Genomic DNA, 19,216 nt, shown 5'->3' on the forward strand with positions numbered 1-19,216 from the left:
CCATGCTGATCCCCCGTCGGGTCAAGCACCGCAAGCAGCACCACCCGAAGCGTCGTGGCGCTGCCAAGGGTGGCACCGAGCTCGCCTTCGGCGAGTACGGCATCCAGGCCGTCACCCCGGCCTACGTGACGAACCGGCAGATCGAGTCCGCTCGTATCGCCGTCACCCGTCACATCAAGCGTGGCGGCAAGGTCTGGATCAACATCTACCCGGACCGTCCGCTCACCAAGAAGCCGGCCGAGACCCGCATGGGTTCCGGTAAGGGTTCGCCCGAGTGGTGGATCGCGAACGTGCACCCGGGTCGGGTCATGTTCGAGCTGTCGTACCCCAACGAGAAGGTGGCTCGTGAGGCGCTGACCCGCGCAGCTCACAAGCTCCCGATGAAGTGCCGGATCATCCGGCGCGAGGCAGGTGAGAGCTGATGTCGGCCGGCACCAAGGCTGCTGACCTCCGCGAGCTGGACAACGAGGGTCTCGTTGCCAAGCTCCGTGAGGCCAAGGAGGAGCTGTTCAACCTCCGCTTCCAGGCGGCGACCGGGCAGCTCGACAACCACGGACGGCTCAAGCTCGTCCGTAAGGACATCGCGCGGATCTACACCCTGATGCGCGAGCGCGAGCTGGGCATCGAGACGGTGGAGAGCGCCTGATGACTGAGAACACCAACGAGACGCGCGGTTTCCGCAAGACCCGTGAGGGTCTCGTCGTCAGCGACAAGATGGACAAGACCGTCGTCGTCGCCGTCGAGGACCGCGTCAAGCACGCTCTGTACGGCAAGGTCATCCGCCGTACGAACAAGCTGAAGGCGCACGACGAGGCGAACGCCTGCGGCATCGGCGACCGGGTCCTCCTCGCGGAGACCCGCCCGCTGTCCGCGACGAAGCGCTGGCGCGTCGTCGAGATCCTCGAGAAGGCCAAGTAACGAAGTTGATGCGGTACGGCCGTATGTGCACCAGGTCCCTCGCGGGCGCTGGTGTGAGCAGCGGCCGGCCCGTCAGCTCTCGTTGACGATCAGGAGAAAGCTGTGATCCAGCAGGAGTCGCGACTGCGTGTCGCCGACAACACGGGCGCGAAGGAAATCCTTTGCATCCGCGTTCTCGGTGGTTCCGGTCGCCGCTACGCCGGTATCGGGGACGTCATCGTCGCGACCGTCAAGGACGCGATCCCCGGCGGTTCGGTGAAGAAGGGTGACGTCGTCAAGTGCGTCGTCGTCCGTACCGTGAAGTCGCGCCGTCGTCCGGATGGCTCGTACATCCGCTTCGACGAGAACGCCGCGGTCGTTCTGAAGAACACCGATGGTGACCCCCGTGGTACCCGCATCTTCGGCCCGGTGGGCCGCGAGCTGCGTGACAAGAAGTTCATGAAGATCATCTCGCTTGCGCCGGAGGTGCTCTAACTCATGGCGAACAGCATGAAGATCAAGAAGGGTGACCTGGTTCAGGTCATCACCGGCAAGGACCGCGGCAAGCAGGGCAAGGTCATCCAGGCCATGCCCGCCGAGAACAAGGTCCTGGTCGAGGGTGTGAACCGGGTCAAGAAGCACACCAAGCCGGGCCCGGGCACTCAGGGTGGCATCGTCACCGTCGAGGCGCCGGTGCACGTCTCCAACGTCCAGCTGGTCGTGGAGAAGGACGGCAAGAAGGTCGTCACCCGCGTTGGCTACCGCTTCGATGACGAGGGCAACAAGATCCGCGTTGCCAAGCGAACCGGTGAGGACATCTGATGTCTGAGACGACTGTTGAGAAGGTGACCCCCCGTCTCAAGGAGCGTTACAACTCCGAGATCAAGGGTCAGCTGCAGGAGCAGTTCTCGTACGAGAACGTCATGCTGACGCCCGGCCTGGTCAAGGTCGTCGTCAACATGGGTGTCGGCGAGGCCGCCCGTGACAGCAAGCTGATCGAGGGCGCGATCCGCGACCTGACCGCGATCACCGGTCAGAAGCCGGCCGTGACCAAGGCTCGCAAGTCCATCGCGCAGTTCAAGCTGCGCGAGGGCCAGCCGATCGGCACCCACGTCACCCTCCGTGGTGACCGCATGTGGGAGTTCCTGGACCGTCTGGTGTCGCTGGCCCTGCCGCGTATCCGTGACTTCCGTGGCCTCTCCCCGAAGCAGTTCGACGGCCGTGGCAACTACACCTTCGGTCTGACCGAGCAGGTCATGTTCCACGAGATCGACCAGGACAAGGTCGACCGTCAGCGCGGTATGGACATCACCGTCGTGACCACCGCCCAGACCGACGACGAGGGCCGGGCGCTCCTGCGCGCTCTGGGCTTCCCGTTCAAGGAGGCGTAACACATGGCGAAGAAGTCCCTCATCGCGAAGTCCGAGCGCAAGCCGAAGTTCGGCGTCCGGGCCTACACCCGGTGCCAGCGCTGCGGCCGTCCGCACTCGGTGTACCGCAAGTTCGGCCTGTGCCGTGTCTGCCTTCGTGAGATGGCGCACCGCGGCGAGCTGCCGGGCGTGACCAAGAGCTCCTGGTAGTCCTCTCCCAACAGAGGGACCAGGCACTTTAGGCACACAGCGAAGCAGAGGTGCCCGATCCCACACCGGCCCGTTTTGGGCCTACCGTACGGATTCCCGTAAGGTAGTGGGGTCGGGCCCCCTGCCACGGCTTCCCCATGGACGCCCGTGGCCCTTCCGGAGGGCTCGCACCCAGTCTTACGACGTCGCAGGTCCCCTGCGCTTGTGCCCCTGACGAACTCGGAAGAGTGCGGCAGGGGGACCTGGCGCGGAGAAACCGCGGCGAGAGAGGCCTGAGGCCATCATGACCATGACCGACCCCATCGCAGACATGCTCACGCGTCTGCGTAACGCGAACTCGGCGTACCACGACTCCGTGGCGATGCCGGCCAGCAAGATCAAGGCGCACGTCGCCGAGATCCTGCAGCAGGAGGGGTACATCTCCTCCTACAAGGTTGAGGAGCCCGTCGAGGGCGAGGTCGGCAAGAAGCTGACCATCGAGCTCAAGTTCGGCCCCAACCGTGAGCGCTCCATCGCCGGCATCAAGCGCATCAGCAAGCCGGGTCTGCGCGTTTACGCAAAGTCCACCAACCTGCCGAAGGTGCTCGGCGGCCTGGGCGTGGCGATCATCTCCACGTCTTCGGGTCTCCTCACCGACAAGCAGGCCGCCAAGAAGGGCGTAGGCGGAGAAGTTCTCGCCTACGTCTGGTAATTCGGGAAACGGAGGTACAGCAATGTCGCGCATTGGACGGCTGCCCATCCAGGTCCCCGCTGGCGTGGACGTCACCATCGATGGCCAGGCGGTCTCGGTGAAGGGCCCGAAGGGCACCCTCACCCACGTTGTCGCCGCGCCGATCGAGATCGGTAAGGGCGAGGACGGCACGCTGCTCGTCACCCGCCCCAACGACGAGCGTCTGTCGAAGGCCCTGCACGGCCTTTCCCGCACGCTGGTGGCGAACATGATCACCGGCGTGACCGCGGGCTACCGCAAGTCGCTGGAGATCAGCGGTGTCGGCTACCGAGTTCTGGCGAAGGGCTCCAACATGGAGTTCCAGCTGGGCTACAGCCACCCGATCCTCGTCGAGGCCCCCGAGGGCATCTCCTTCGTCGTCGAGTCGGCCACCAAGTTCCACGTGGACGGCATCGACAAGCAGAAGGTCGGCGAGGTCGCCGCGAAGATCCGCAAGCTGCGCAAGCCGGACCCGTACAAGGCCAAGGGTGTCAAGTACGCGGGCGAGGTCATCCGCCGCAAGGTCGGAAAGAGTGGTAAGTAAGCGATGAGTGTCTCTGTCAAGATCGGCAAGGGCAACGCCTACAAGAGCGCCGCTCGCAAGCGCCGCGCGATCCGCGTTCGCAAGCGCGTCGTCGGCACCGAGGTGCGTCCGCGCCTCGTCGTGACGCGTTCGAACCGTCACATGGTCGCCCAGGTCATCGACGACGCCAAGGGTCACACCCTGGCGTCGGCGTCCACCCTCGACGTGTCCATCAAGGGCGCCGAGGGCGACAAGACCGAGCTGGCCAAGAAGGTCGGGAGCCTGGTCGCCGAGCGCGCCAAGGCCGCCGGCATCGAGTCGGTCGTCTTCGACCGCGCGGGCAACCGGTACGCCGGCCGCATCGCCGCCCTGGCGGACGCGGCTCGTGAGGCCGGGCTCGACTTCTAAGCCGCTCGTCGGCTCAGTCGACGGACGTAATCGAGAGAGGTAATTCCAATGGCTGGACCCCAGCGCCGCGGTAGCGGCGCCGGCGGCGGCACCGGCGGTGGCGAGCGGCGCGACCGTAAGCGTGACGACCGGGGCAACGCCCCCGCCGTCGAGAAGACCGCTTACGTCGAGCGCGTTGTCGCGATCAACCGTGTCGCCAAGGTTGTCAAGGGTGGTCGTCGTTTCAGCTTCACCGCGCTGGTCGTGGTGGGCGACGGTGACGGCACCGTGGGTGTCGGTTACGGGAAGGCGAAGGAGGTTCCGGCCGCCATCGCCAAGGGTGTTGAGGAGGCCAAGAAGAACTTCTTCAAGGTCCCCCGTATCCAGGGCACCATCCCGCACCCGATCCAGGGTGAGAAGGCCGCCGGCGTCGTGCTCCTGAAGCCCGCCGCCCCCGGTACCGGTGTTATCGCCGGTGGTCCGGTGCGCGCCGTCCTGGAGTGCGCCGGCATCCACGACATCCTGTCGAAGTCGCTCGGCTCGGACAACGCGATCAACATCGTGCACGCCACCGTGGCTGCTCTGAAGGGCCTCGTGCGCCCCGAGGAGATCGCCGCTCGTCGTGGCCTGCCGCTGGAGGACGTGGCCCCCGCCGCTCTGCTGCGGGCGCGTGCTGCTGGGGTGAGCGCCTGATGGCTCGCCTGAAGATCACGCAGACCAAGTCGTACATCGGCAGCAAGCAGAACCACCGTGACACCCTGCGTACGCTTGGTCTCAAGCGCATGCACGACGTCGTGGTGAAGGAGGACCGTCCCGAGATCCGCGGGATGGCCCACACGGTCCGTCACCTGGTGACGGTTGAGGAGGTGGACTGATCATGGGCGACAACCCGATCAAGATCCACAACCTGCGTCCCGCCCCGGGTGCCAAGACCGACAAGATCCGCGTGGGTCGTGGTGAGGGCTCCAAGGGTAAGACTGCCGGTCGTGGTACCAAGGGCACGAAGGCCCGCTACCAGGTTCCGCAGCGCTTCGAGGGTGGCCAGATGCCGCTCCACATGCGCCTGCCGAAGCTGAAGGGCTTCAAGAACCCGTTCAAGATCACGTTCCAGGTTGTCAACCTCGACAAGCTGGCCGAGCTCTACCCGCAGGGTGGCGAGGTCACTGTCGAGGACCTGGTCGCCAAGGGCGCGGTTCGCAAGAACTCCCTCGTCAAGGTGCTCGGCACCGGCGAGGTCTCGGTTGCGCTGCAGGTGACGGTCGACGCCGTCTCCGGCTCCGCCGCCGAGAAGATCAAGGCCGCCGGCGGTACGGTCACCGAGCTCGTCTGAGCCCGCTGAGATCCGCCTTCGAGCCCCGCACCTCCTCCGGGAGGTGCGGGGCTCGTGCCGTTCCCGGGGACATCGGGCCGGAAGGCGCTCGTTCTTTTGTGTGGCAAACCCGGGCATCCCGTACCCCGTGAGTGGGGGAGGGGCGGTACGCGCTTCTTCCGAGTGGCTGCGCACTGTTAGAGTCCGTGGAGTTCCCTTGTAGGCTGCGCGTAGGCTCGCCTGTGCCGTCTGTACGGGGGCCCGAACCGCAAACTCCCCATTCAGGACCGACCCTCCCGCCGACGACGCGCGGGAGGCGCAGGAGGCACCGTGCTCAGTGCGTTCGCGCGGGCGTTCCAGACGCCCGACCTGCGCAAGAAGCTGCTGTTCACGCTGGGCATCATGGTGCTGTTCCGCCTGGGCTCGCACATTCCGATGCCGGGCGTGAGCTTCACGGCCGTGAACGAGTGCGTGAAGGAGACCAAGAACAGCGGTCTCTTCGGGCTCGTCAACCTGTTCAGCGGCGGCGCGCTCCTCCAACTGACGATCTTCGCCCTCGGCATCATGCCGTACATCACGGCGAGCATCATCCTCCAGCTCCTCACCGTCGTGATCCCGCGACTGGAGATGCTGAAGAAGGAGGGCCAGGCCGGCCAGGCCAAGATCACCCAGTACACCCGTTACCTGACCATCGCGCTCGCCGTGCTCCAGGGCACCGGCATCGTGGCGACGGCCTCCAGCGGCGCGCTGTTCTCCGGCTGCCCGCTGGCCAACCAGATCGTCCCGGACACCAGCGTGTTCCGGATCGCCGTCATGGTGCTCACGATGACGGCCGGCACCACGGTCATCATGTGGCTCGGTGAGCTGATCACCGACCGCGGCATCGGCAACGGCATGTCGCTGCTGATCTTCACCTCGATCGCGGCGCAGTTCCCGTCCTCGATGTGGGCGATCAAGACCTCCGGCACCATCGGCGGCGGCTGGGTCGAGTTCCTCTCCGTGGTCGCGGTCGGCGTCATCGTCGTGATGCTGGTCATCTTCGTCGAGCAGGCCCAGCGCCGGATCCCGGTCCAGTACGCGAAGCGGATGATCGGCCGCCGCGCGTTCGGCGGGACCTCGACCTACATCCCGCTCAAGGTGAACCAGGCCGGTGTCATCCCGGTCATCTTCGCCTCGTCGCTGCTGTACATCCCCGCCCTGGTGGTCCAGCTGACCAACAGCCAGGCCGGCTGGGCCACGTGGATCCGGACGAACTTCGTCAAGGGTGACCACCCGATCTACATGGCCACGTACTTCCTGCTGATCGTCTTCTTCGCCTTCTTCTACGTCGCCATCTCCTTCAACCCCGAAGAAGTTGCCGACAACATGAAGAAGTATGGTGGGTTCATCCCGGGCATCCGGGCCGGCCGACCGACGGCCGAGTACCTGAACTACGTGCTGACCCGAATCACGTGGCCGGGTTCGCTCTACCTGGGCCTGATCGCGTTGATCCCGATGATCGCCCTGGTCGCCTTCGGACAGCAGACCAACTTCCCGTTCGGCGGCACCAGCGTGCTCATCGTCGTCGGCGTCGGACTCGAAACTGTGAAGCAGATCGAGAGCCAGCTCCAGCAGCGCAATTACGAAGGGTTCCTCCGCTGATGCGTATCGTCCTCGTTGGTCCTCCCGGGGCCGGGAAGGGTACTCAGGCGCACCTGCTCGCCAAGACCCTGTCCATCCCCCACATCTCCACCGGCGACCTGTTCCGTGCGAACATCAGCCAGGGCACCCCGCTGGGCCTCGAGGCCAAGTCCTACATGGACGCGGGGCGCCTGGTGCCGGACGAGGTCACCATCGGGATGGCCAAGGACCGCATGCTCCAGGCGGACGCCGTCAACGGCTTCCTGCTCGACGGCTTCCCCCGCAACCTGGGGCAGGCCAAGGCGCTGGACGAGTTCCTCGCCGAGCAGGGCATCAAGCTGGACGGCGTGCTGGACCTGGAGGTCCCCGAGGACGAGGTCGTCCGCCGGATCGCCGGCCGCCGCCTGTGCCGCAACGACGGTGGCCACGTCTTCCACGTGGACTACAACCCGCCGAAGGTCGACGGCGTCTGCGACGAGTGTGGCGGCGAGCTGTACCAGCGCTCGGACGACACCGAGGACAAGGTGCGCACGCGCCTGGAGGTCTACCACACGGAGACCGAGCCGATCATCGACTACTACGTCCAGCAGGGCCTGGTGGCGACCATCTCGGCCCTCGGCAAGGTGGACGAGGTCACCGCCCGCTCGATCGAGGCGCTGAAGCAGGACAGCTGAGTCTCTCGGCGAACGTACGACGGTACGGCCGGGTCGCCCGCCCCACGCGGGTGGCCCGGCCGTTTCGGCGTCGTACGGTGGTAGCAGTGGTAATCCGGACTTGGAAGGCGTGACCAGATGGTGGAGATCAAGACCCCCGAGCAGATCGCGAAGATGCGAGCGGCCGGGCTGGTCGTCGCCGAGGCCCTGAAGGCCTGCCGCGAGGCGGTCGCCCCCGGGGTGACCACCCAGGAGCTCAACGACGTCGCGGACAAGGTCATCACCGACCACGGCGCCACCTCGAACTTCCGGGCCAACCACGGCGGGCTCTGGTTCCCGGGCGTGATCTGCGCCTCGGTGAACAACGAGGTCGTGCACGGCATCCCCGGCGACCGGGCCCTCCAGGAGGGCGACATCATCTCGATCGACTGCGGCGCCATCCTGGACGGCTGGCACGGCGACTCGGCCATCACCGTGGCGGTCGGCGAGGTCCGCCCGGAGGTCGAGATGCTGAGCCGGGTGACCGAGGGCTCGATGTGGGCCGGCATCGCCCAGATGAAGAAGAACAACCGCCTGGTGGACGTCTCCAAGGCGATCGAGGGCTTCATCCGCCGCCAGCCGCTCCCGCCCAAGGGCAAGTGGGGCATCACCGAGGGCTACGGCGGCCACGGCATCGGCACCGCGATGCACATGGAGCCGCACGTGCTGAACTACGTCGAGCGCGGCCGCGGCAAGGGCCCGAAGCTCGTCCCCGGCACCGTGCTGGCGATCGAGCCGATGGTCTCGCTCGGCACCCCGCACACCACCGTGCTGGAGGACGACTGGACGGTCGTCACCAACGACGGCACCTGGGCCTCGCACTGGGAGCACTCGGTGGCCGTCACCGAGCAGGGCCCGCTGGTGCTGACCGCCTTCGACGGCGGCAGGGCGGAGCTGGCCAAGCTGGGCATCACCGCAGCTCCGGACCCCCTCGGGTAGTCCTGACGGCGCTCAACTGCCGCTGCTGACGAGGGATCAGGGCCCTGGAGGTTTGGACCTCCAGGGCTTTTGTCCTATTTTTATGCGCTGGCAGTGGTCGGCTCCGGCCGGTCCGGTTACGAGCGATGCAGGAGAGAGCACGTGCTCAAGGGATTCCGCGACTTCATGATGCGCGGCAACGTCGTCGACATGGCGGTCGGTGTGGTCATCGGTGCCGCGTTCACCGCGGTGGTGACCGGCTTCGTGTCCGCCTTCCTCACCCCGCTGGTGGGTGTGGTGGTCGGCGCCGCCGGCGACTTCAGCTCGTACAAGGCGCACATCGCGGGGGTGACCTTCCCGTACGGGCAGTTCCTCAACGTGCTGATCGCGTTCTTCATGACCGCCGCGGTGCTGTACTTCTGCGTGGTGCTGCCGATCACCAAGGCGACCGCGCGCTACATGCCGAAGAAGCCGAAGACGCCGAAGCGCCCGTGCCCCGAGTGCCTGACCGACATCCCCGAGGCCGCCCGCCGCTGCTCGGCCTGCACCGCCCACGTCGAGCCGCTGACGGTCCTCAGCAAGGCCTGACGTAGCAGATGTGACGGCGACCGCTTTCCGGGACCCCCGTTTTGGTGCACCGGACGCGCTGGCGTAGGATGGACCGTCGGCTCACTCGTAGCGTGCTTCAGCGCGCCCTCTTCCCCCCGGGGAAGGGGTGAACCCAGGTTCGCACGAGCGTTCCGCATACGGTAGCCGGTCCCGGAAGGTGGATCTCGCAGTTCATGGCTAAGAAGCAAGGCGCCATTGAGATCGAGGGCACCGTGATCGAGTCTCTGCCGAACGCGATGTTCAAGGTCGAGCTGCAGAACGGTCACAAGGTCCTCGCGCACATCAGTGGCAAGATGCGCATGCACTACATCCGCATCCTGCCGGACGACCGGGTCGTCGTGGAGCTCAGCCCCTACGACCTCACGCGCGGGCGGATCGTCTACCGCTACAAGTAAGAACGTCAGATCTAGACCCGGAGAACCTGAAACATGAAGGTCAAGCCGAGCGTCAAGAAGATCTGCGACAAGTGCAAGGTGATCCGCCGCCACGGCCGGGTCATGGTGATCTGCGACAACCTGCGCCACAAGCAGCGCCAGGGCTGATCACTCTTCAGCATTTCTCGTAGTACTTCGCGCGACGCGAAAACGTCATAAGCGGGCTACCCGATCCGTCCGTTCCCGGACGGACTGCCACCCCCGGTCAGAGGCCGGGGCTCCCTCACCGTGAGGTGTCGGAGTAGGTAGCACGCAAGACCTCTGAAGAACCACAGGAGCCTTGAATGGCACGCCTCGCCGGCGTTGATCTCCCCCGTGAGAAGCGGATCGAGATCGCCCTTACGTACGTGTACGGCATCGGCCGTACCCGCGCCCAGCAGACCCTGGCCGAGACCGGTGTCAACCCGGATGTCCGCGTTCGCGACATCTCCGAGGACGACCTCGTCAAGCTGGGCCAGTACATCGACGCCAACTACACGGTCGAGGGTGACCTCCGCCGTGAGGTGGCCGCCGACATCCGCCGCAAGGTCGAGATCGGCTGCTACGAGGGTCTGCGTCACCGCCGCGGCCTGCCGGTCCGCGGCCAGCGCACCCACACCAACGCGCGTACCCGCAAGGGCCCGCGTCGCGCGATCGCCGGTAAGAAGAAGCCGGGCAAGAAGTAGTCCGTCCCGTAACCGGACATCCCTCCGGCCCGCGGGTCAGCGGACCGACCACCTCAGTAGGAGAACAGACTTATGCCCCCCAAGGGTCGTCAGGCTGCCGGCGCGAAGAAGATCCGCCGCAAGGAAAAGAAGAACGTCGCTCACGGCCACGCGCACATCAAGAGCACGTTCAACAACACCATCGTTTCGATCACCGACCCCGCGGGCAACGTGATCTCCTGGGCCTCCGCCGGCCACGTCGGCTTCAAGGGCTCGCGCAAGTCGACCCCGTTCGCCGCGCAGATGGCCGCCGAGGCCGCTGCCCGTCGCGCGCAGGAGCACGGCATGCGCAAGGTCGACGTCTTCGTGAAGGGTCCGGGCTCCGGCCGCGAGACCGCGATCCGTTCGCTCCAGGCCACCGGCCTGGAGGTCGGCTCGATCCAGGACGTCACCCCCACCCCGCACAACGGCTGCCGTCCGCCGAAGCGCCGCCGCGTCTGACGCAGCGCCTTCGGGCACGCGGGTGATGTTTTAACCTCGTACGGGCTCCCACGCAGTGATTGGTCGCTGCCTACGGGAGCCCGTACGCTTGGTCCTGTCGGCATCAAATAGTGGGTGCCGAAGACAACTGGAGGATTCCCCCCATGCTTATCGCTCAGCGCCCCTCGCTGACCGAAGAGGTCGTCGACGAGTTCCGCTCGCGGTTCGTGATCGAGCCGCTGGAGCCGGGCTTCGGCTACACCCTCGGCAACTCCCTGCGCCGCACGCTCCTGTCGTCGATCCCGGGTGCCGCTGTCACCAGCATCCGCATCGACGGCGTCCTGCACGAGTTCACCACCGTGCCGGGCGTCAAGGAGGACGTGACCGACCTCATCCTCAACATCAAGCAGCTGGTCGTCTCCTCGGAGCACGACGAGCCGGTCGTGATGTACCTGCGCAAGCAGGGCCCGGGTGTCGTCACCGCCGCCGACATCGCCCCGCCGGCGGGTGTCGAGGTGCACAACCCGGAGCTGGTCCTCGCCACGCTGAACGGCAAGGGCAAGCTGGAGATGGAGCTGACCGTCGAGCGCGGTCGCGGCTACGTCTCCGCCGTCCAGAACAAGGCCTCCGGCCAGGAGATCGGCCGCATCCCGGTCGACTCGATCTACAGCCCCGTGCTGAAGGTCACCTACAAGGTCGAGGCCACCCGTGTCGAGCAGCGGACCGACTTCGACAAGCTGATCGTCGACGTCGAGACCAAGCCCGCCATGCGTCCGCGCGACGCCATGGCCTCGGCCGGCAAGACCCTGGTGGAGCTGTTCGGCCTCGCCCGCGAGCTGAACATCGACGCCGAGGGCATCGACATGGGCCCGTCCCCGACGGACGCCGCCCTGGCCGCCGACCTGGCGCTGCCGATCGAGGAGCTGGAGCTCACGGTCCGCTCCTACAACTGCCTCAAGCGCGAGGGCATCCACACCGTGGGTGAGCTCGTCGCCCGCTCCGAGGCCGACCTGCTCGACATCCGCAACTTTGGTGCGAAGTCGATCGATGAGGTCAAGGCGAAGCTGGCCGGCATGGGCCTGGCCCTCAAGGACAGCCCGCCCGGGTTCGACCCGACCGCCGCCGCCGACGCCTTCGGCGCCGACGACCTCGACGACTCGCACTTCGCCGAGACCGAGCAGTACTGAGAGAATTGGCCGCGGGGGCGGTTCCACGAACCGCCCCCGTCGTCGTGAAAGTCGTACGGGCAACAGTGCCCGTACGCCCGCTGCGGTACCTGATACGGCCGTAGTCGGAGATTCAAGGAGTAATCCATGCCGCGTCCCACCAAGGGTGCCCGCCTCGGCGGCGGCCCGCACCACGAGCCGCTGCTGCTCGCCGGTCTGTGCCGGGAGCTGTTCCAGTACGGCCGCATCACCACGACCGAGGCCAAGGCCCGTCGGATGCGCCCGCTGGCGGAGAAGCTGATCACCAAGGCGAAGAAGGGCGACATCCACAACCGTCGCCTGGTGCGCAAGACCATCACCGACGTGTCGGTGCTGCACACCCTCTTCACCGAGATCGCGCCGCGCTACGAGAACCGCCCGGGTGGTTACACCCGTATCACCAAGATCGGTCCCCGTCGTGGCGACAACGCCCCGATGGCCGTGATCGAGCTGGTCGAGGCGCTGACCGTCGCGCAGACCGCCGTCGGCGAGGCCGAGGCCGCCACCAAGCGTGCCGTCAAGGATGCCGACGCCAAGGTCGAGGAGACCAAGGCCGACGCCGCCGAGGCCGAGCAGGCCTGACACCTCTAGGTGTGTTGCGGGCCCGCTTCCCCAGTGATGGGGGAGCGGGCCCGTTCCTTGTTCTTCGAGGTCCCGGGAGAAGAGAAGCAGTGGTCAACGAGTGCGTCGAGCAGCCGCCGGTGAAGGACGGCCCGGCCGACGGGTACGTCCGGGTCCGGCTCGACCTCGCCTACCAGGGTGCCGAGTTCTCCGGCTGGGCCCGCCAGAAGGGCGGCCGCCGGACGGTCCAGGAGGAGATCGAGAGCGCGCTGCAGGTCGTCACCCGCAGCCCGGAGCCGTTCCCGCTGACCGTGGCCGGCCGCACCGACGCCGGGGTGCACGCCCGCGGCCAGGTCGCCCACGTCGACCTGCCGGCCGAGCTGTGGGCGGAGCACCGGGAGAAGCTGCTGCGCCGGCTGGCGGGCCGGCTGCCCGGGGACGTCCGGATCTACCGGGTCGGCGAGGCGCCGGCCGGGTTCGACGCCCGCTTCTCGGCCGTCTGGCGCCGGTACGCGTACCGGGTCTCCGACCACCCCGGTGGGGTGGACCCGCTGCTGCGCGGCCACGTGCTCTGGCACGACCGGCCGCTGGACGTGGAGAAGATGAACGCCGCCGCGAAGCTGCTGCTCGGCGAGCACGACTTCGCCGCGTACTGCAAGAAGCGCGAGGGCGCCACCACCATCCGCACCCTGCTGGAGCTGCACTGGGACCGCGTCCCGGTGGACCCGTACGCCGCCCAGGAGGGCTCGCTCGCGGTCGCCACCGTGCGGGCCGACGCCTTCTGCCACAACATGGTCCGGGCGCTGGTCGGCGCGATGCTGCTGGTCGGCGACGGGCACCGGCCGGTGGAGTTCCCCGGCGAGGTGCTGGCCGGCGGGGTGCGCAACTCCGCCGTCAACGTGATCCGGCCGTACGGGCTCACGCTGGAGGAGGTCGGCTACCCGCCGGACGACCAGCTGGCCGAGCGCAACCGCGCGGCCCGGCGGATGCGGACCCTGCCCGGTCAGCCGGCCATCGGTTAATCCGTTTTGGCCCGGCGCGTCCGCTTGGGAGAATCGTTCCCATGGGACACGTCGAGATTTCGCACCTGGAGTACTACCTGCCGGACGGGCGCGTGTTGTTCGACGACGCGTCCTTCCGGGTCGGAGAGGGCGCCGCGGTCGCCCTGGTCGGTGCCAACGGCGCCGGCAAGACCACCCTGCTCCGGATGATCGCGGGGGACATCCAGCCGCACGGCGGCACGGTGACGATCAGCGGCGGGCTCGGCGTGATGCGCCAGTTCGTCGGCACCACCGGCCGCGAGGACCAGCAGTCCACGCCGGGCGCGCTGCCGGCCGACGCCTCGGTGCGCGACCTGCTGGTCTCCGTCGCCCCCGAGCGGATCGCCAAGGCCGCCCGCGCGGTGGACGCCGCCGAGCTGGCGATGATCGCCCAGGACGACGAGAAGACGCAGATGGCCTACGCCCAGGCGCTCTCGGACTGGGCCGACGTCGGCGGCTACGACTACGAGACCGACTGGGACGTCTGCACGATGGCGGCCCTCGGGGTGTCCTTCGACAAGGCCCAGTGGCGCGGCCTGAACACCCTCTCCGGCGGCGAGCAGAAGCGGCTGGTGCTGGAGGCGCTGCTGCGCGGCCCCGAAGAGGTGCTGCTGCTCGACGAGCCCGACAACTACCTGGACGTCCCGGCGAAGCGCTGGCTGGAGGAGGCCCTCAAGGCCACCTCGAAGACCGTCCTGTTCATCTCGCACGACCGCGAGCTGCTCTCCAAGACCGCCGACAAGATCATCTCCGTGGAGTCCGGCGCGGCGGGCAGCAGCGTCTGGGTGCACGGCGGCGGCTTCGACTCCTTCCACGAGGCCCGCAAGGACCGCTTCGCGCGGTTCGAGGAGCTCGGCCGGCGCTGGGACGAGGAGCACGCCAAGCTCAAGAAGCTGGTCGTCACCCTGCGCCAGGCCGCCGCCGTCAGCCACGCCCTGGCCACCCGCTACGCCGCCGCCCAGACCCGGCTGAAGAAGTTCGAGGAGGCCGGGCGGCCGGAGGAGCCCCCGCGCGAGCAGAGCATCACCATGCGGCTCAAGGGCGGGCGCACCGGTGTGCGCTCCTTCACCCTGGAGCAGCTGGAGCTCACCGGCCTGATGCGGCCCTTCGACCTGGAGGTCTTCTACGGCGAGCGGGTCGCGGTGCTGGGCGCCAACGGCGCCGGCAAGTCGCACCTGCTGCGGCTGCTCGCGGGGGACGAGACCGTCGAGCACACCGGCGCCTGGAAGCTCGGCGCCCGGGTCGTGCCCGGCCACTTCCGGCAGACCCACGCCCACCCGGAGCTGTTCGGCCGCACCGTGCGGTCGATCGTCGAGGAGGAGCACGCGCTCAGCCGCGGCGCCGCGATGGGGGCGCTGCGCCGGTACGAGCTGGACCGCCAGGAGGAGCAGAAGTTCGAGTCGCTGTCCGGCGGGCAGCAGGCCCGGCTGATGATCCTCAAGCTCGAACTCTCCGGTGTCACGGCCCTGTTGCTGGACGAGCCGACCGACAACCTGGACCTGGAGAGCGCCGAGGCGCTGCAGGCCGGCCTGGAGGCCTTCGACGGCACCGTGCTGTGCGTCACCCACGACCGCTGGTTCGCCAAGACCTTCGACCGTTTCCTGGTGTTCGGCGCGGACGGCCGGGTGTTCGAGTCGCCGGAACCGGTCTGGGACGTGACCCGTGTGGAGCGCGAACGCTGAGTGACGGCCGGGCCGCGGGCCGGGCCTCCGGCCGGACGGAGCCGACCCATTTTTGACCCCTTCGGATCCGGCCGGTAACCTGGACGCTTGATGTGCGTATTGGCTCGCTCTATCTCACGTGAGAGGTCGGTACGCCGGAGACATCAGGTCGTCGACCAGCGGTCACCCTTGAATTGCGTCCAAGGTTGGCCAGGCTGCTCTGCCGTCCGGGTGCTCCTGTCAGGACTCACTCACTGAAAAGCGAAGGCTACGACCGTGCGTACGTACAGCCCCAAGCCCGGCGACGTCCAGCGTCAGTGGCACGTCATCGACGCGACCGACGTCGTGCTCGGCCGCCTGGCCTCCCAGGCCGCCAACCTCCTCCGGGGCAAGCACAAGGCGATCTACGCGCCGCACGTTGACACTGGTGACTTCGTCATCATCATCAACGCCGACAAGGTGCACCTGTCCGGTAACAAGAAGACCCAGAAGCTGGCCTACCGCCACTCGGGCTTCCCGGGCGGTCTGCGCTCGGTGCGCTACGACGACCTGCTGGCGAACAACCCGGAGAAGGCCGTCGAGAAGGCCATCAAGGGCATGATCCCCAAGAACAGCCTGGGCCGCCAGATGCTCTCGAAGCTGAAGGTCTACTCGGGCGACCAGCACCCCCACGCTGCCCAGCAGCCGGTGCCGTTCGAGATCACCCAGGTCGCGCAGTAATTCGGCCACCAAGCCCCCCAACACTGAAAAGAGCTGAGGAACACCGTGGCCGAGACCACTGAAACCCTTGAGGTCGACTTCGACGAGGCCGTTGAGGCCGTCGAGGGCGAGTACACCTCCGAGGAGAGCTACACCTCCGAGTCGCTGGCCGGCCGCTTCGGCGAGGCCGTCCCCGGCGCCGGCCTGGGCCGTCGCAAGGAGGCGATCGCCCGCGTGCGCATCGTCCCCGGCACCGGCCAGTGGAAGATCAACGGTCGCACCCTCGAGGGTTACTTCCCCAACAAGGTGCACCAGCAGACCGTGAACGAGCCCTTCAAGCTCCTCGAGCTGGACGGCCGTTACGACGTCGTCGCCCGCATCAGCGGTGGCGGCGTCTCCGGCCAGGCCTACGCGCTGCGCCTCGGCGTCGCCCGTGCCCTGAACGAGGCCGACGTGGACAACAACCGCGGCGCGCTGAAGAAGGCCGGCTTCCTGACCCGTGACGCCCGCGCCGTCGAGCGCAAGAAGGCCGGTCTGAAGAAGGCCCGCAAGGCGCCGCAGTACAGCAAGCGCTAATCGCCTCCCCCGGGGGTGCGGTCCGCCCTGGCGGCGCACCCCCTGGTTGCGCGAAAAACCGTCGCCCCGGAGTACCTCGCGTACTCCGGGGCGACGTGTTCCCCGGCTACTGCGCGGCGGCCGGGATCATCGGTTTGGGTTCCGAGCAGTGGTGATGGAGGACGGGACAGTGGGACGACTCTTCGGTACGGACGGCGTGCGCGGGGTGGCCAACGAGGGCCTGACGGCGGAGCTGGCGCTCGGCCTGTCGGTCGCCGCGGCCCATGTGCTCGGCGAGGCCGGCGCCTTCGACGGCCACCGGCCGGTCGCGGTGGTCGGCCGTGACCCGCGCGCCTCGGGCGAGTTCCTGGAGGCCGCCGTCATCGCCGGTCTGGCGAGCGCCGGCGTCGACGTCCTGCGGGTCGGCGTCCTGCCCACCCCGGCCGTGGCGTACCTCACCGGCGCGCTCGGCGCCGACTTCGGCGTGATGCTGTCCGCCAGCCACAACGCCATGCCGGACAACGGCATCAAGTTCCTCGCCCGCGGCGGCCACAAGCTGGATGACCGCATCGAGGACGCGATCGAGACCCACTACCGCAAGCACACCCTCGGCGACGAGGACTGGAACCGTCCGACCGGCGCGGCCGTCGGCCGGGTGCGCGAGTACACCGAGGGCTTCGACAAGTACGTCGCCCACCTGATCGGCGTGCTGCCCAACCGCCTGGACGGCATCAAGGTCGTCATCGACGGCGCCCACGGCGCGGCCGCCTACGTCGCCCCCGAGGCCTTCGCCCGGGCCGGCGCCGAGGTGGTCCACACCCTGGGGGCCGAGCCCACCGGCCTCAACATCAACGACGGCGTCGGCTCCACCCACCTGGACCGGCTGCGCGTCGCCATGAAGGAGCACCGGGCCGACCTCGGCATCGCCCTGGACGGGGACGCCGACCGCTGCCTGGCCGCCGACGCCGAGGGCAACGAGGTGGACGGCGACCAGATCATCGCCATCCTCGCGATCGCCATGAAGGAGGCCGGCACCCTGCGCGGCAACACCGCCGTGGCCACCGTGATGTCCAACCTCGGCTTCAAGCTGGCGATGGAGCGCGAGGGCGTCGAGCTGGTGGAGACCGCCGTCGGCGACCGCTACGTGCTGGAGGCGATGAAGGAGCACGGCTTCGCGCTGGGCGGCGAGCAGTCCGGCCACGTGATCCTGCTGGACCACGCCACCACCGGTGACGGCACCCTGACCGGCCTGATGCTGGGCGCCCGGCTGGCCGCCACCAAGCAGCCGCTGGCCGACCTGGCCGCCGTGATGACCCGGCTGCCGCAGGTGCTGATCAACGTCAAGGGCGTCGACAAGTCCCGGGTGAGGACCAGCACCGAGCTGGCCGCCGCGGTCGCCGAGGCCGAGGCCGAGCTGGGCTCCACCGGCCGGGTGCTGCTGCGCCCGTCGGGCACCGAGCCGCTGGTCCGGGTGATGGTCGAGGCCGCCGACCCGGCACAGGCCGAGACGGTCGGGCAGCGCCTGGCCGAGGCCGTGCGCACCCACCTGGGCTGAGCCCCGGAGACACCGTGAAGGGCCCCCGCGCGCCGCGGGGGCCCTTCGTGTCGTGCGCTCCTCCGGTGGTGCCTCCCCGGGCGCGCCCCTCGGGGGGCGCTCGTCGGGGTGGGCTCGTCGGGGTGGGCTCAGAGCTTGCGCAGCAGGGCCCGGCGGACCTTGTGGTCCTGGCCCTTCTGGAGGATCAGGGTGGCCCGGCCGCGGGTCGGCAGCACGTTCTCCAGCAGGTTGGGCTTGTTGATGGTGCGCCAGACCTGCCGGCCGTACTCCATCGCCTCCTCCTCCGGCACCTCGGTGAAGCGGCGGAAGTAGGAGTTCGGGTCCTGGAAGGCGGTCTGCCGCAGCTTGCGGAAGCGGTCCAGGTACCAGTGCTCGATGTCGTCGGTCCGGGCGTCGACGTAGATCGAGAAGTCGAAGTAGTCGGCCACCGCGAGGCGGGTGCGGCCGTCGCTGCCGGGCAGGGCCGGCTGGAGCACGTTCAGGCCCTCGACGATCAGGATGTCCGGGCGCTCCACGGTCAGCCGCTCGCCCTGCACGATGTCGTACACCAGGTGCGAGTAGACCGGCGCGCTGACCCGCTCCTTGCCCGCCTTCACGTCCGCGACGAAGCGCATCAGCGCCCGGCGGTCGTACGACTCCGGGAAGCCCTTGCGGGCCATCAGGCCGCGGCGGCGCAGCTCGGCGTTGGGGAGCAGGAAGCCGTCGGTGGTGACCAGTTCGACCCGGGGGTGCTCGGGCCAGCGGGCCAGCAGCGCCTGCAGCAGACGGGCGGTGGTGGACTTGCCGACCGCGACGGAGCCGGCCACGCCGATGATGAACGGGGTGCGGGTGCGCTCGGTGTCCGGGGTGTCCAGGAACGTGCCCAGCGTCCCGCGCAGCTCGTGCGTGGCGTGGATGTACAGGTTCAGCAGGCGCGACAGCGGCAGGTAGACGTCGCGGACCTCGTCCAGGTCGAGGGCGGTCCCGAGGCCGCGCAGCCGTTCCACCTCCTCGGCGGTCAGCGGCAGCGGCGTACGCTCGCGCAGCGCGCTCCACTCGGCCCGGCTGAGGTCCACGTAGGGGGACGGGGACGGGCCGGGCGTGGCGGCGCCCGGCGTACAGAGTTCGGTCAGCACATGCTCCATTGTGAGCCGTCGCG

29 protein-coding genes are annotated in these 19,216 nt (G+C 68.2%); 28 read left to right on the forward strand and 1 reads right to left on the reverse strand.

The window, feature by feature from the left end:
• The first annotated feature begins 2 nt into the window (after positions 1-2).
• The 28 genes from rplP to glmM all read left to right on the forward strand — a co-directional run bounded on the left by rplP (position 3) and on the right by glmM (position 18,078).
• On the forward strand, positions 3-422 hold the full coding sequence (rplP, locus tag ACWDD9_RS15200) for a 50S ribosomal protein L16 (RefSeq protein ID WP_030055824.1): 420 nt from the start codon (positions 3-5) through the stop codon (positions 420-422).
• The gene (gene rpmC, locus ACWDD9_RS15205; RefSeq protein ID WP_049649042.1) at positions 422-646 is read left to right on the forward strand and encodes a 50S ribosomal protein L29; all 225 of its coding nucleotides are present in this window, start codon (positions 422-424) and stop codon (positions 644-646) included. Before rplP ends, rpmC begins: the two co-directional genes overlap by 1 nt.
• Positions 646-918, forward strand: a complete 273-nt coding sequence (gene rpsQ / locus ACWDD9_RS15210; protein ID WP_030055826.1) for a 30S ribosomal protein S17 — start codon at positions 646-648, stop codon at positions 916-918. Before rpmC ends, rpsQ begins: the two co-directional genes overlap by 1 nt.
• 102 nt (positions 919-1,020) lie before the next feature.
• The gene (gene rplN, locus ACWDD9_RS15215; RefSeq protein ID WP_030393301.1) at positions 1,021-1,392 is read left to right on the forward strand and encodes a 50S ribosomal protein L14; all 372 of its coding nucleotides are present in this window, start codon (positions 1,021-1,023) and stop codon (positions 1,390-1,392) included.
• 15 nt (positions 1,393-1,407) lie between these two features.
• Positions 1,408-1,719, forward strand: coding sequence for a 50S ribosomal protein L24 (rplX, locus tag ACWDD9_RS15220; protein ID WP_030055828.1), 312 nt, complete (start codon positions 1,408-1,410; stop codon positions 1,717-1,719).
• Complete coding sequence (rplE, locus tag ACWDD9_RS15225; RefSeq protein ID WP_030393302.1) at positions 1,719-2,288, forward strand: 50S ribosomal protein L5; 570 nt, start codon at positions 1,719-1,721, stop codon at positions 2,286-2,288. Before rplX ends, rplE begins: the two co-directional genes overlap by 1 nt.
• Before the next feature lie 3 nt (positions 2,289-2,291).
• The gene (locus tag ACWDD9_RS15230; protein WP_030055830.1) at positions 2,292-2,477 is read left to right on the forward strand and encodes a type Z 30S ribosomal protein S14; all 186 of its coding nucleotides are present in this window, start codon (positions 2,292-2,294) and stop codon (positions 2,475-2,477) included.
• A gap of 283 nt (positions 2,478-2,760) precedes the next feature.
• Positions 2,761-3,168 (forward strand): 30S ribosomal protein S8, encoded by a 408-nt coding sequence (rpsH, locus tag ACWDD9_RS15235; protein WP_030055831.1) that lies wholly within the window; start codon positions 2,761-2,763, stop codon positions 3,166-3,168.
• Between the two features lie 22 nt (positions 3,169-3,190).
• The gene (rplF, locus tag ACWDD9_RS15240; RefSeq protein WP_049649043.1) at positions 3,191-3,730 is read left to right on the forward strand and encodes a 50S ribosomal protein L6; all 540 of its coding nucleotides are present in this window, start codon (positions 3,191-3,193) and stop codon (positions 3,728-3,730) included.
• Between the two features lie 3 nt (positions 3,731-3,733).
• Positions 3,734-4,117, forward strand: coding sequence for a 50S ribosomal protein L18 (gene rplR / locus ACWDD9_RS15245; protein WP_030280785.1), 384 nt, complete (start codon positions 3,734-3,736; stop codon positions 4,115-4,117).
• Between the two features lie 48 nt (positions 4,118-4,165).
• Positions 4,166-4,789 carry a 30S ribosomal protein S5 gene (rpsE, locus tag ACWDD9_RS15250; RefSeq protein ID WP_030055834.1) on the forward strand — a complete coding sequence of 208 codons (624 nt, stop codon included), beginning with the start codon at positions 4,166-4,168 and terminating at the stop codon, positions 4,787-4,789.
• The gene (gene rpmD, locus ACWDD9_RS15255) at positions 4,789-4,971 is read left to right on the forward strand and encodes a 50S ribosomal protein L30 (protein ID WP_049649044.1); all 183 of its coding nucleotides are present in this window, start codon (positions 4,789-4,791) and stop codon (positions 4,969-4,971) included. The genes rpsE and rpmD overlap by 1 nt, the downstream gene beginning before the upstream one ends.
• A 2-nt stretch (positions 4,972-4,973) precedes the next feature.
• A complete protein-coding gene (gene rplO / locus ACWDD9_RS15260) occupies positions 4,974-5,426 on the forward strand; it encodes a 50S ribosomal protein L15 (protein WP_030280790.1) in 453 nt (150 codons plus the stop codon).
• Between the two features lie 309 nt (positions 5,427-5,735).
• Positions 5,736-7,046 (forward strand): preprotein translocase subunit SecY, encoded by a 1,311-nt coding sequence (gene secY, locus ACWDD9_RS15265; RefSeq protein WP_030055837.1) that lies wholly within the window; start codon positions 5,736-5,738, stop codon positions 7,044-7,046.
• The gene (locus ACWDD9_RS15270) at positions 7,046-7,699 is read left to right on the forward strand and encodes an adenylate kinase (RefSeq protein ID WP_049649045.1); all 654 of its coding nucleotides are present in this window, start codon (positions 7,046-7,048) and stop codon (positions 7,697-7,699) included. The genes secY and ACWDD9_RS15270 overlap by 1 nt, the downstream gene beginning before the upstream one ends.
• A gap of 117 nt (positions 7,700-7,816) precedes the next feature.
• Positions 7,817-8,656 (forward strand): type I methionyl aminopeptidase, encoded by an 840-nt coding sequence (gene map, locus ACWDD9_RS15275; RefSeq protein ID WP_449811788.1) that lies wholly within the window; start codon positions 7,817-7,819, stop codon positions 8,654-8,656.
• 141 nt (positions 8,657-8,797) lie between these two features.
• Positions 8,798-9,223, forward strand: coding sequence for a large conductance mechanosensitive channel protein MscL (gene mscL / locus ACWDD9_RS15280; RefSeq protein WP_049649047.1), 426 nt, complete (start codon positions 8,798-8,800; stop codon positions 9,221-9,223).
• Between the two features lie 194 nt (positions 9,224-9,417).
• Complete coding sequence (gene infA / locus ACWDD9_RS15285; RefSeq protein ID WP_003956442.1) at positions 9,418-9,639, forward strand: translation initiation factor IF-1; 222 nt, start codon at positions 9,418-9,420, stop codon at positions 9,637-9,639.
• 33 nt (positions 9,640-9,672) lie between these two features.
• Positions 9,673-9,786 carry a 50S ribosomal protein L36 gene (gene rpmJ, locus ACWDD9_RS15290; RefSeq protein ID WP_003956441.1) on the forward strand — a complete coding sequence of 38 codons (114 nt, stop codon included), beginning with the start codon at positions 9,673-9,675 and terminating at the stop codon, positions 9,784-9,786.
• Between the two features lie 176 nt (positions 9,787-9,962).
• A complete protein-coding gene (rpsM, locus tag ACWDD9_RS15295; protein WP_049649048.1) occupies positions 9,963-10,343 on the forward strand; it encodes a 30S ribosomal protein S13 in 381 nt (126 codons plus the stop codon).
• 72 nt (positions 10,344-10,415) lie between these two features.
• On the forward strand, positions 10,416-10,823 hold the full coding sequence (gene rpsK, locus ACWDD9_RS15300; protein ID WP_030232513.1) for a 30S ribosomal protein S11: 408 nt from the start codon (positions 10,416-10,418) through the stop codon (positions 10,821-10,823).
• A gap of 143 nt (positions 10,824-10,966) precedes the next feature.
• On the forward strand, positions 10,967-11,989 hold the full coding sequence (locus tag ACWDD9_RS15305) for a DNA-directed RNA polymerase subunit alpha (protein WP_049649049.1): 1,023 nt from the start codon (positions 10,967-10,969) through the stop codon (positions 11,987-11,989).
• A 126-nt stretch (positions 11,990-12,115) separates the two neighbouring features.
• The gene (rplQ, locus tag ACWDD9_RS15310; protein WP_449811789.1) at positions 12,116-12,589 is read left to right on the forward strand and encodes a 50S ribosomal protein L17; all 474 of its coding nucleotides are present in this window, start codon (positions 12,116-12,118) and stop codon (positions 12,587-12,589) included.
• A gap of 89 nt (positions 12,590-12,678) precedes the next feature.
• Positions 12,679-13,590 carry a tRNA pseudouridine(38-40) synthase TruA gene (gene truA / locus ACWDD9_RS15315; RefSeq protein ID WP_449811790.1) on the forward strand — a complete coding sequence of 304 codons (912 nt, stop codon included), beginning with the start codon at positions 12,679-12,681 and terminating at the stop codon, positions 13,588-13,590.
• A 41-nt stretch (positions 13,591-13,631) separates the two neighbouring features.
• Positions 13,632-15,290 carry an ABC-F family ATP-binding cassette domain-containing protein gene (locus tag ACWDD9_RS15320; protein ID WP_049649052.1) on the forward strand — a complete coding sequence of 553 codons (1,659 nt, stop codon included), beginning with the start codon at positions 13,632-13,634 and terminating at the stop codon, positions 15,288-15,290.
• A 255-nt stretch (positions 15,291-15,545) separates the two neighbouring features.
• Positions 15,546-15,989, forward strand: a complete 444-nt coding sequence (rplM, locus tag ACWDD9_RS15325) for a 50S ribosomal protein L13 (RefSeq protein WP_030055846.1) — start codon at positions 15,546-15,548, stop codon at positions 15,987-15,989.
• Positions 15,990-16,034: 45 nt separating this feature from the next.
• Positions 16,035-16,544 carry a 30S ribosomal protein S9 gene (gene rpsI / locus ACWDD9_RS15330; protein ID WP_049649053.1) on the forward strand — a complete coding sequence of 170 codons (510 nt, stop codon included), beginning with the start codon at positions 16,035-16,037 and terminating at the stop codon, positions 16,542-16,544.
• Positions 16,545-16,713: 169 nt separating this feature from the next.
• On the forward strand, positions 16,714-18,078 hold the full coding sequence (gene glmM / locus ACWDD9_RS15335; RefSeq protein WP_049649054.1) for a phosphoglucosamine mutase: 1,365 nt from the start codon (positions 16,714-16,716) through the stop codon (positions 18,076-18,078).
• A gap of 128 nt (positions 18,079-18,206) precedes the next feature.
• Here the strand turns inward: glmM and coaA are convergent, their stop codons facing one another.
• On the reverse strand, positions 18,207-19,202 hold the full coding sequence (gene coaA, locus ACWDD9_RS15340; protein WP_049649055.1) for a type I pantothenate kinase: 996 nt from the start codon (positions 19,200-19,202) through the stop codon (positions 18,207-18,209).
• Between the last annotated feature and the right edge of the window lie 14 nt (positions 19,203-19,216).

Source organism: Kitasatospora sp. NPDC001119 (assembly GCF_053598475.1).

Coding starts and splice junctions, on each gene's coding strand:
- rplP (WP_030055824.1), top strand. CDS start 3: ATGCTGATCCCCCGTCGGGTCAAGCACCGCAAGCAGCACCACCCGAAG.
- rpmC (WP_049649042.1), top strand. CDS start 422: ATGTCGGCCGGCACCAAGGCTGCTGACCTCCGCGAGCTGGACAACGAG.
- rpsQ (WP_030055826.1), top strand. CDS start 646: ATGACTGAGAACACCAACGAGACGCGCGGTTTCCGCAAGACCCGTGAG.
- rplX (WP_030055828.1), top strand. CDS start 1,408: ATGAAGATCAAGAAGGGTGACCTGGTTCAGGTCATCACCGGCAAGGAC.
- rplE (WP_030393302.1), top strand. CDS start 1,719: ATGTCTGAGACGACTGTTGAGAAGGTGACCCCCCGTCTCAAGGAGCGT.
- ACWDD9_RS15230 (WP_030055830.1), top strand. CDS start 2,292: ATGGCGAAGAAGTCCCTCATCGCGAAGTCCGAGCGCAAGCCGAAGTTC.
- rpsH (WP_030055831.1), top strand. CDS start 2,761: ATGACCATGACCGACCCCATCGCAGACATGCTCACGCGTCTGCGTAAC.
- rplF (WP_049649043.1), top strand. CDS start 3,191: ATGTCGCGCATTGGACGGCTGCCCATCCAGGTCCCCGCTGGCGTGGAC.
- rplR (WP_030280785.1), top strand. CDS start 3,734: ATGAGTGTCTCTGTCAAGATCGGCAAGGGCAACGCCTACAAGAGCGCC.
- rpsE (WP_030055834.1), top strand. CDS start 4,166: ATGGCTGGACCCCAGCGCCGCGGTAGCGGCGCCGGCGGCGGCACCGGC.
- rpmD (WP_049649044.1), top strand. CDS start 4,789: ATGGCTCGCCTGAAGATCACGCAGACCAAGTCGTACATCGGCAGCAAG.
- rplO (WP_030280790.1), top strand. CDS start 4,974: ATGGGCGACAACCCGATCAAGATCCACAACCTGCGTCCCGCCCCGGGT.
- ACWDD9_RS15270 (WP_049649045.1), top strand. CDS start 7,046: ATGCGTATCGTCCTCGTTGGTCCTCCCGGGGCCGGGAAGGGTACTCAG.
- map (WP_449811788.1), top strand. CDS start 7,817: ATGGTGGAGATCAAGACCCCCGAGCAGATCGCGAAGATGCGAGCGGCC.
- infA (WP_003956442.1), top strand. CDS start 9,418: ATGGCTAAGAAGCAAGGCGCCATTGAGATCGAGGGCACCGTGATCGAG.
- rpmJ (WP_003956441.1), top strand. CDS start 9,673: ATGAAGGTCAAGCCGAGCGTCAAGAAGATCTGCGACAAGTGCAAGGTG.
- rpsM (WP_049649048.1), top strand. CDS start 9,963: ATGGCACGCCTCGCCGGCGTTGATCTCCCCCGTGAGAAGCGGATCGAG.
- rpsK (WP_030232513.1), top strand. CDS start 10,416: ATGCCCCCCAAGGGTCGTCAGGCTGCCGGCGCGAAGAAGATCCGCCGC.
- ACWDD9_RS15305 (WP_049649049.1), top strand. CDS start 10,967: ATGCTTATCGCTCAGCGCCCCTCGCTGACCGAAGAGGTCGTCGACGAG.
- rplQ (WP_449811789.1), top strand. CDS start 12,116: ATGCCGCGTCCCACCAAGGGTGCCCGCCTCGGCGGCGGCCCGCACCAC.
- ACWDD9_RS15320 (WP_049649052.1), top strand. CDS start 13,632: ATGGGACACGTCGAGATTTCGCACCTGGAGTACTACCTGCCGGACGGG.
- coaA (WP_049649055.1), bottom strand. CDS start 19,202: ATGGAGCATGTGCTGACCGAACTCTGTACGCCGGGCGCCGCCACGCCC.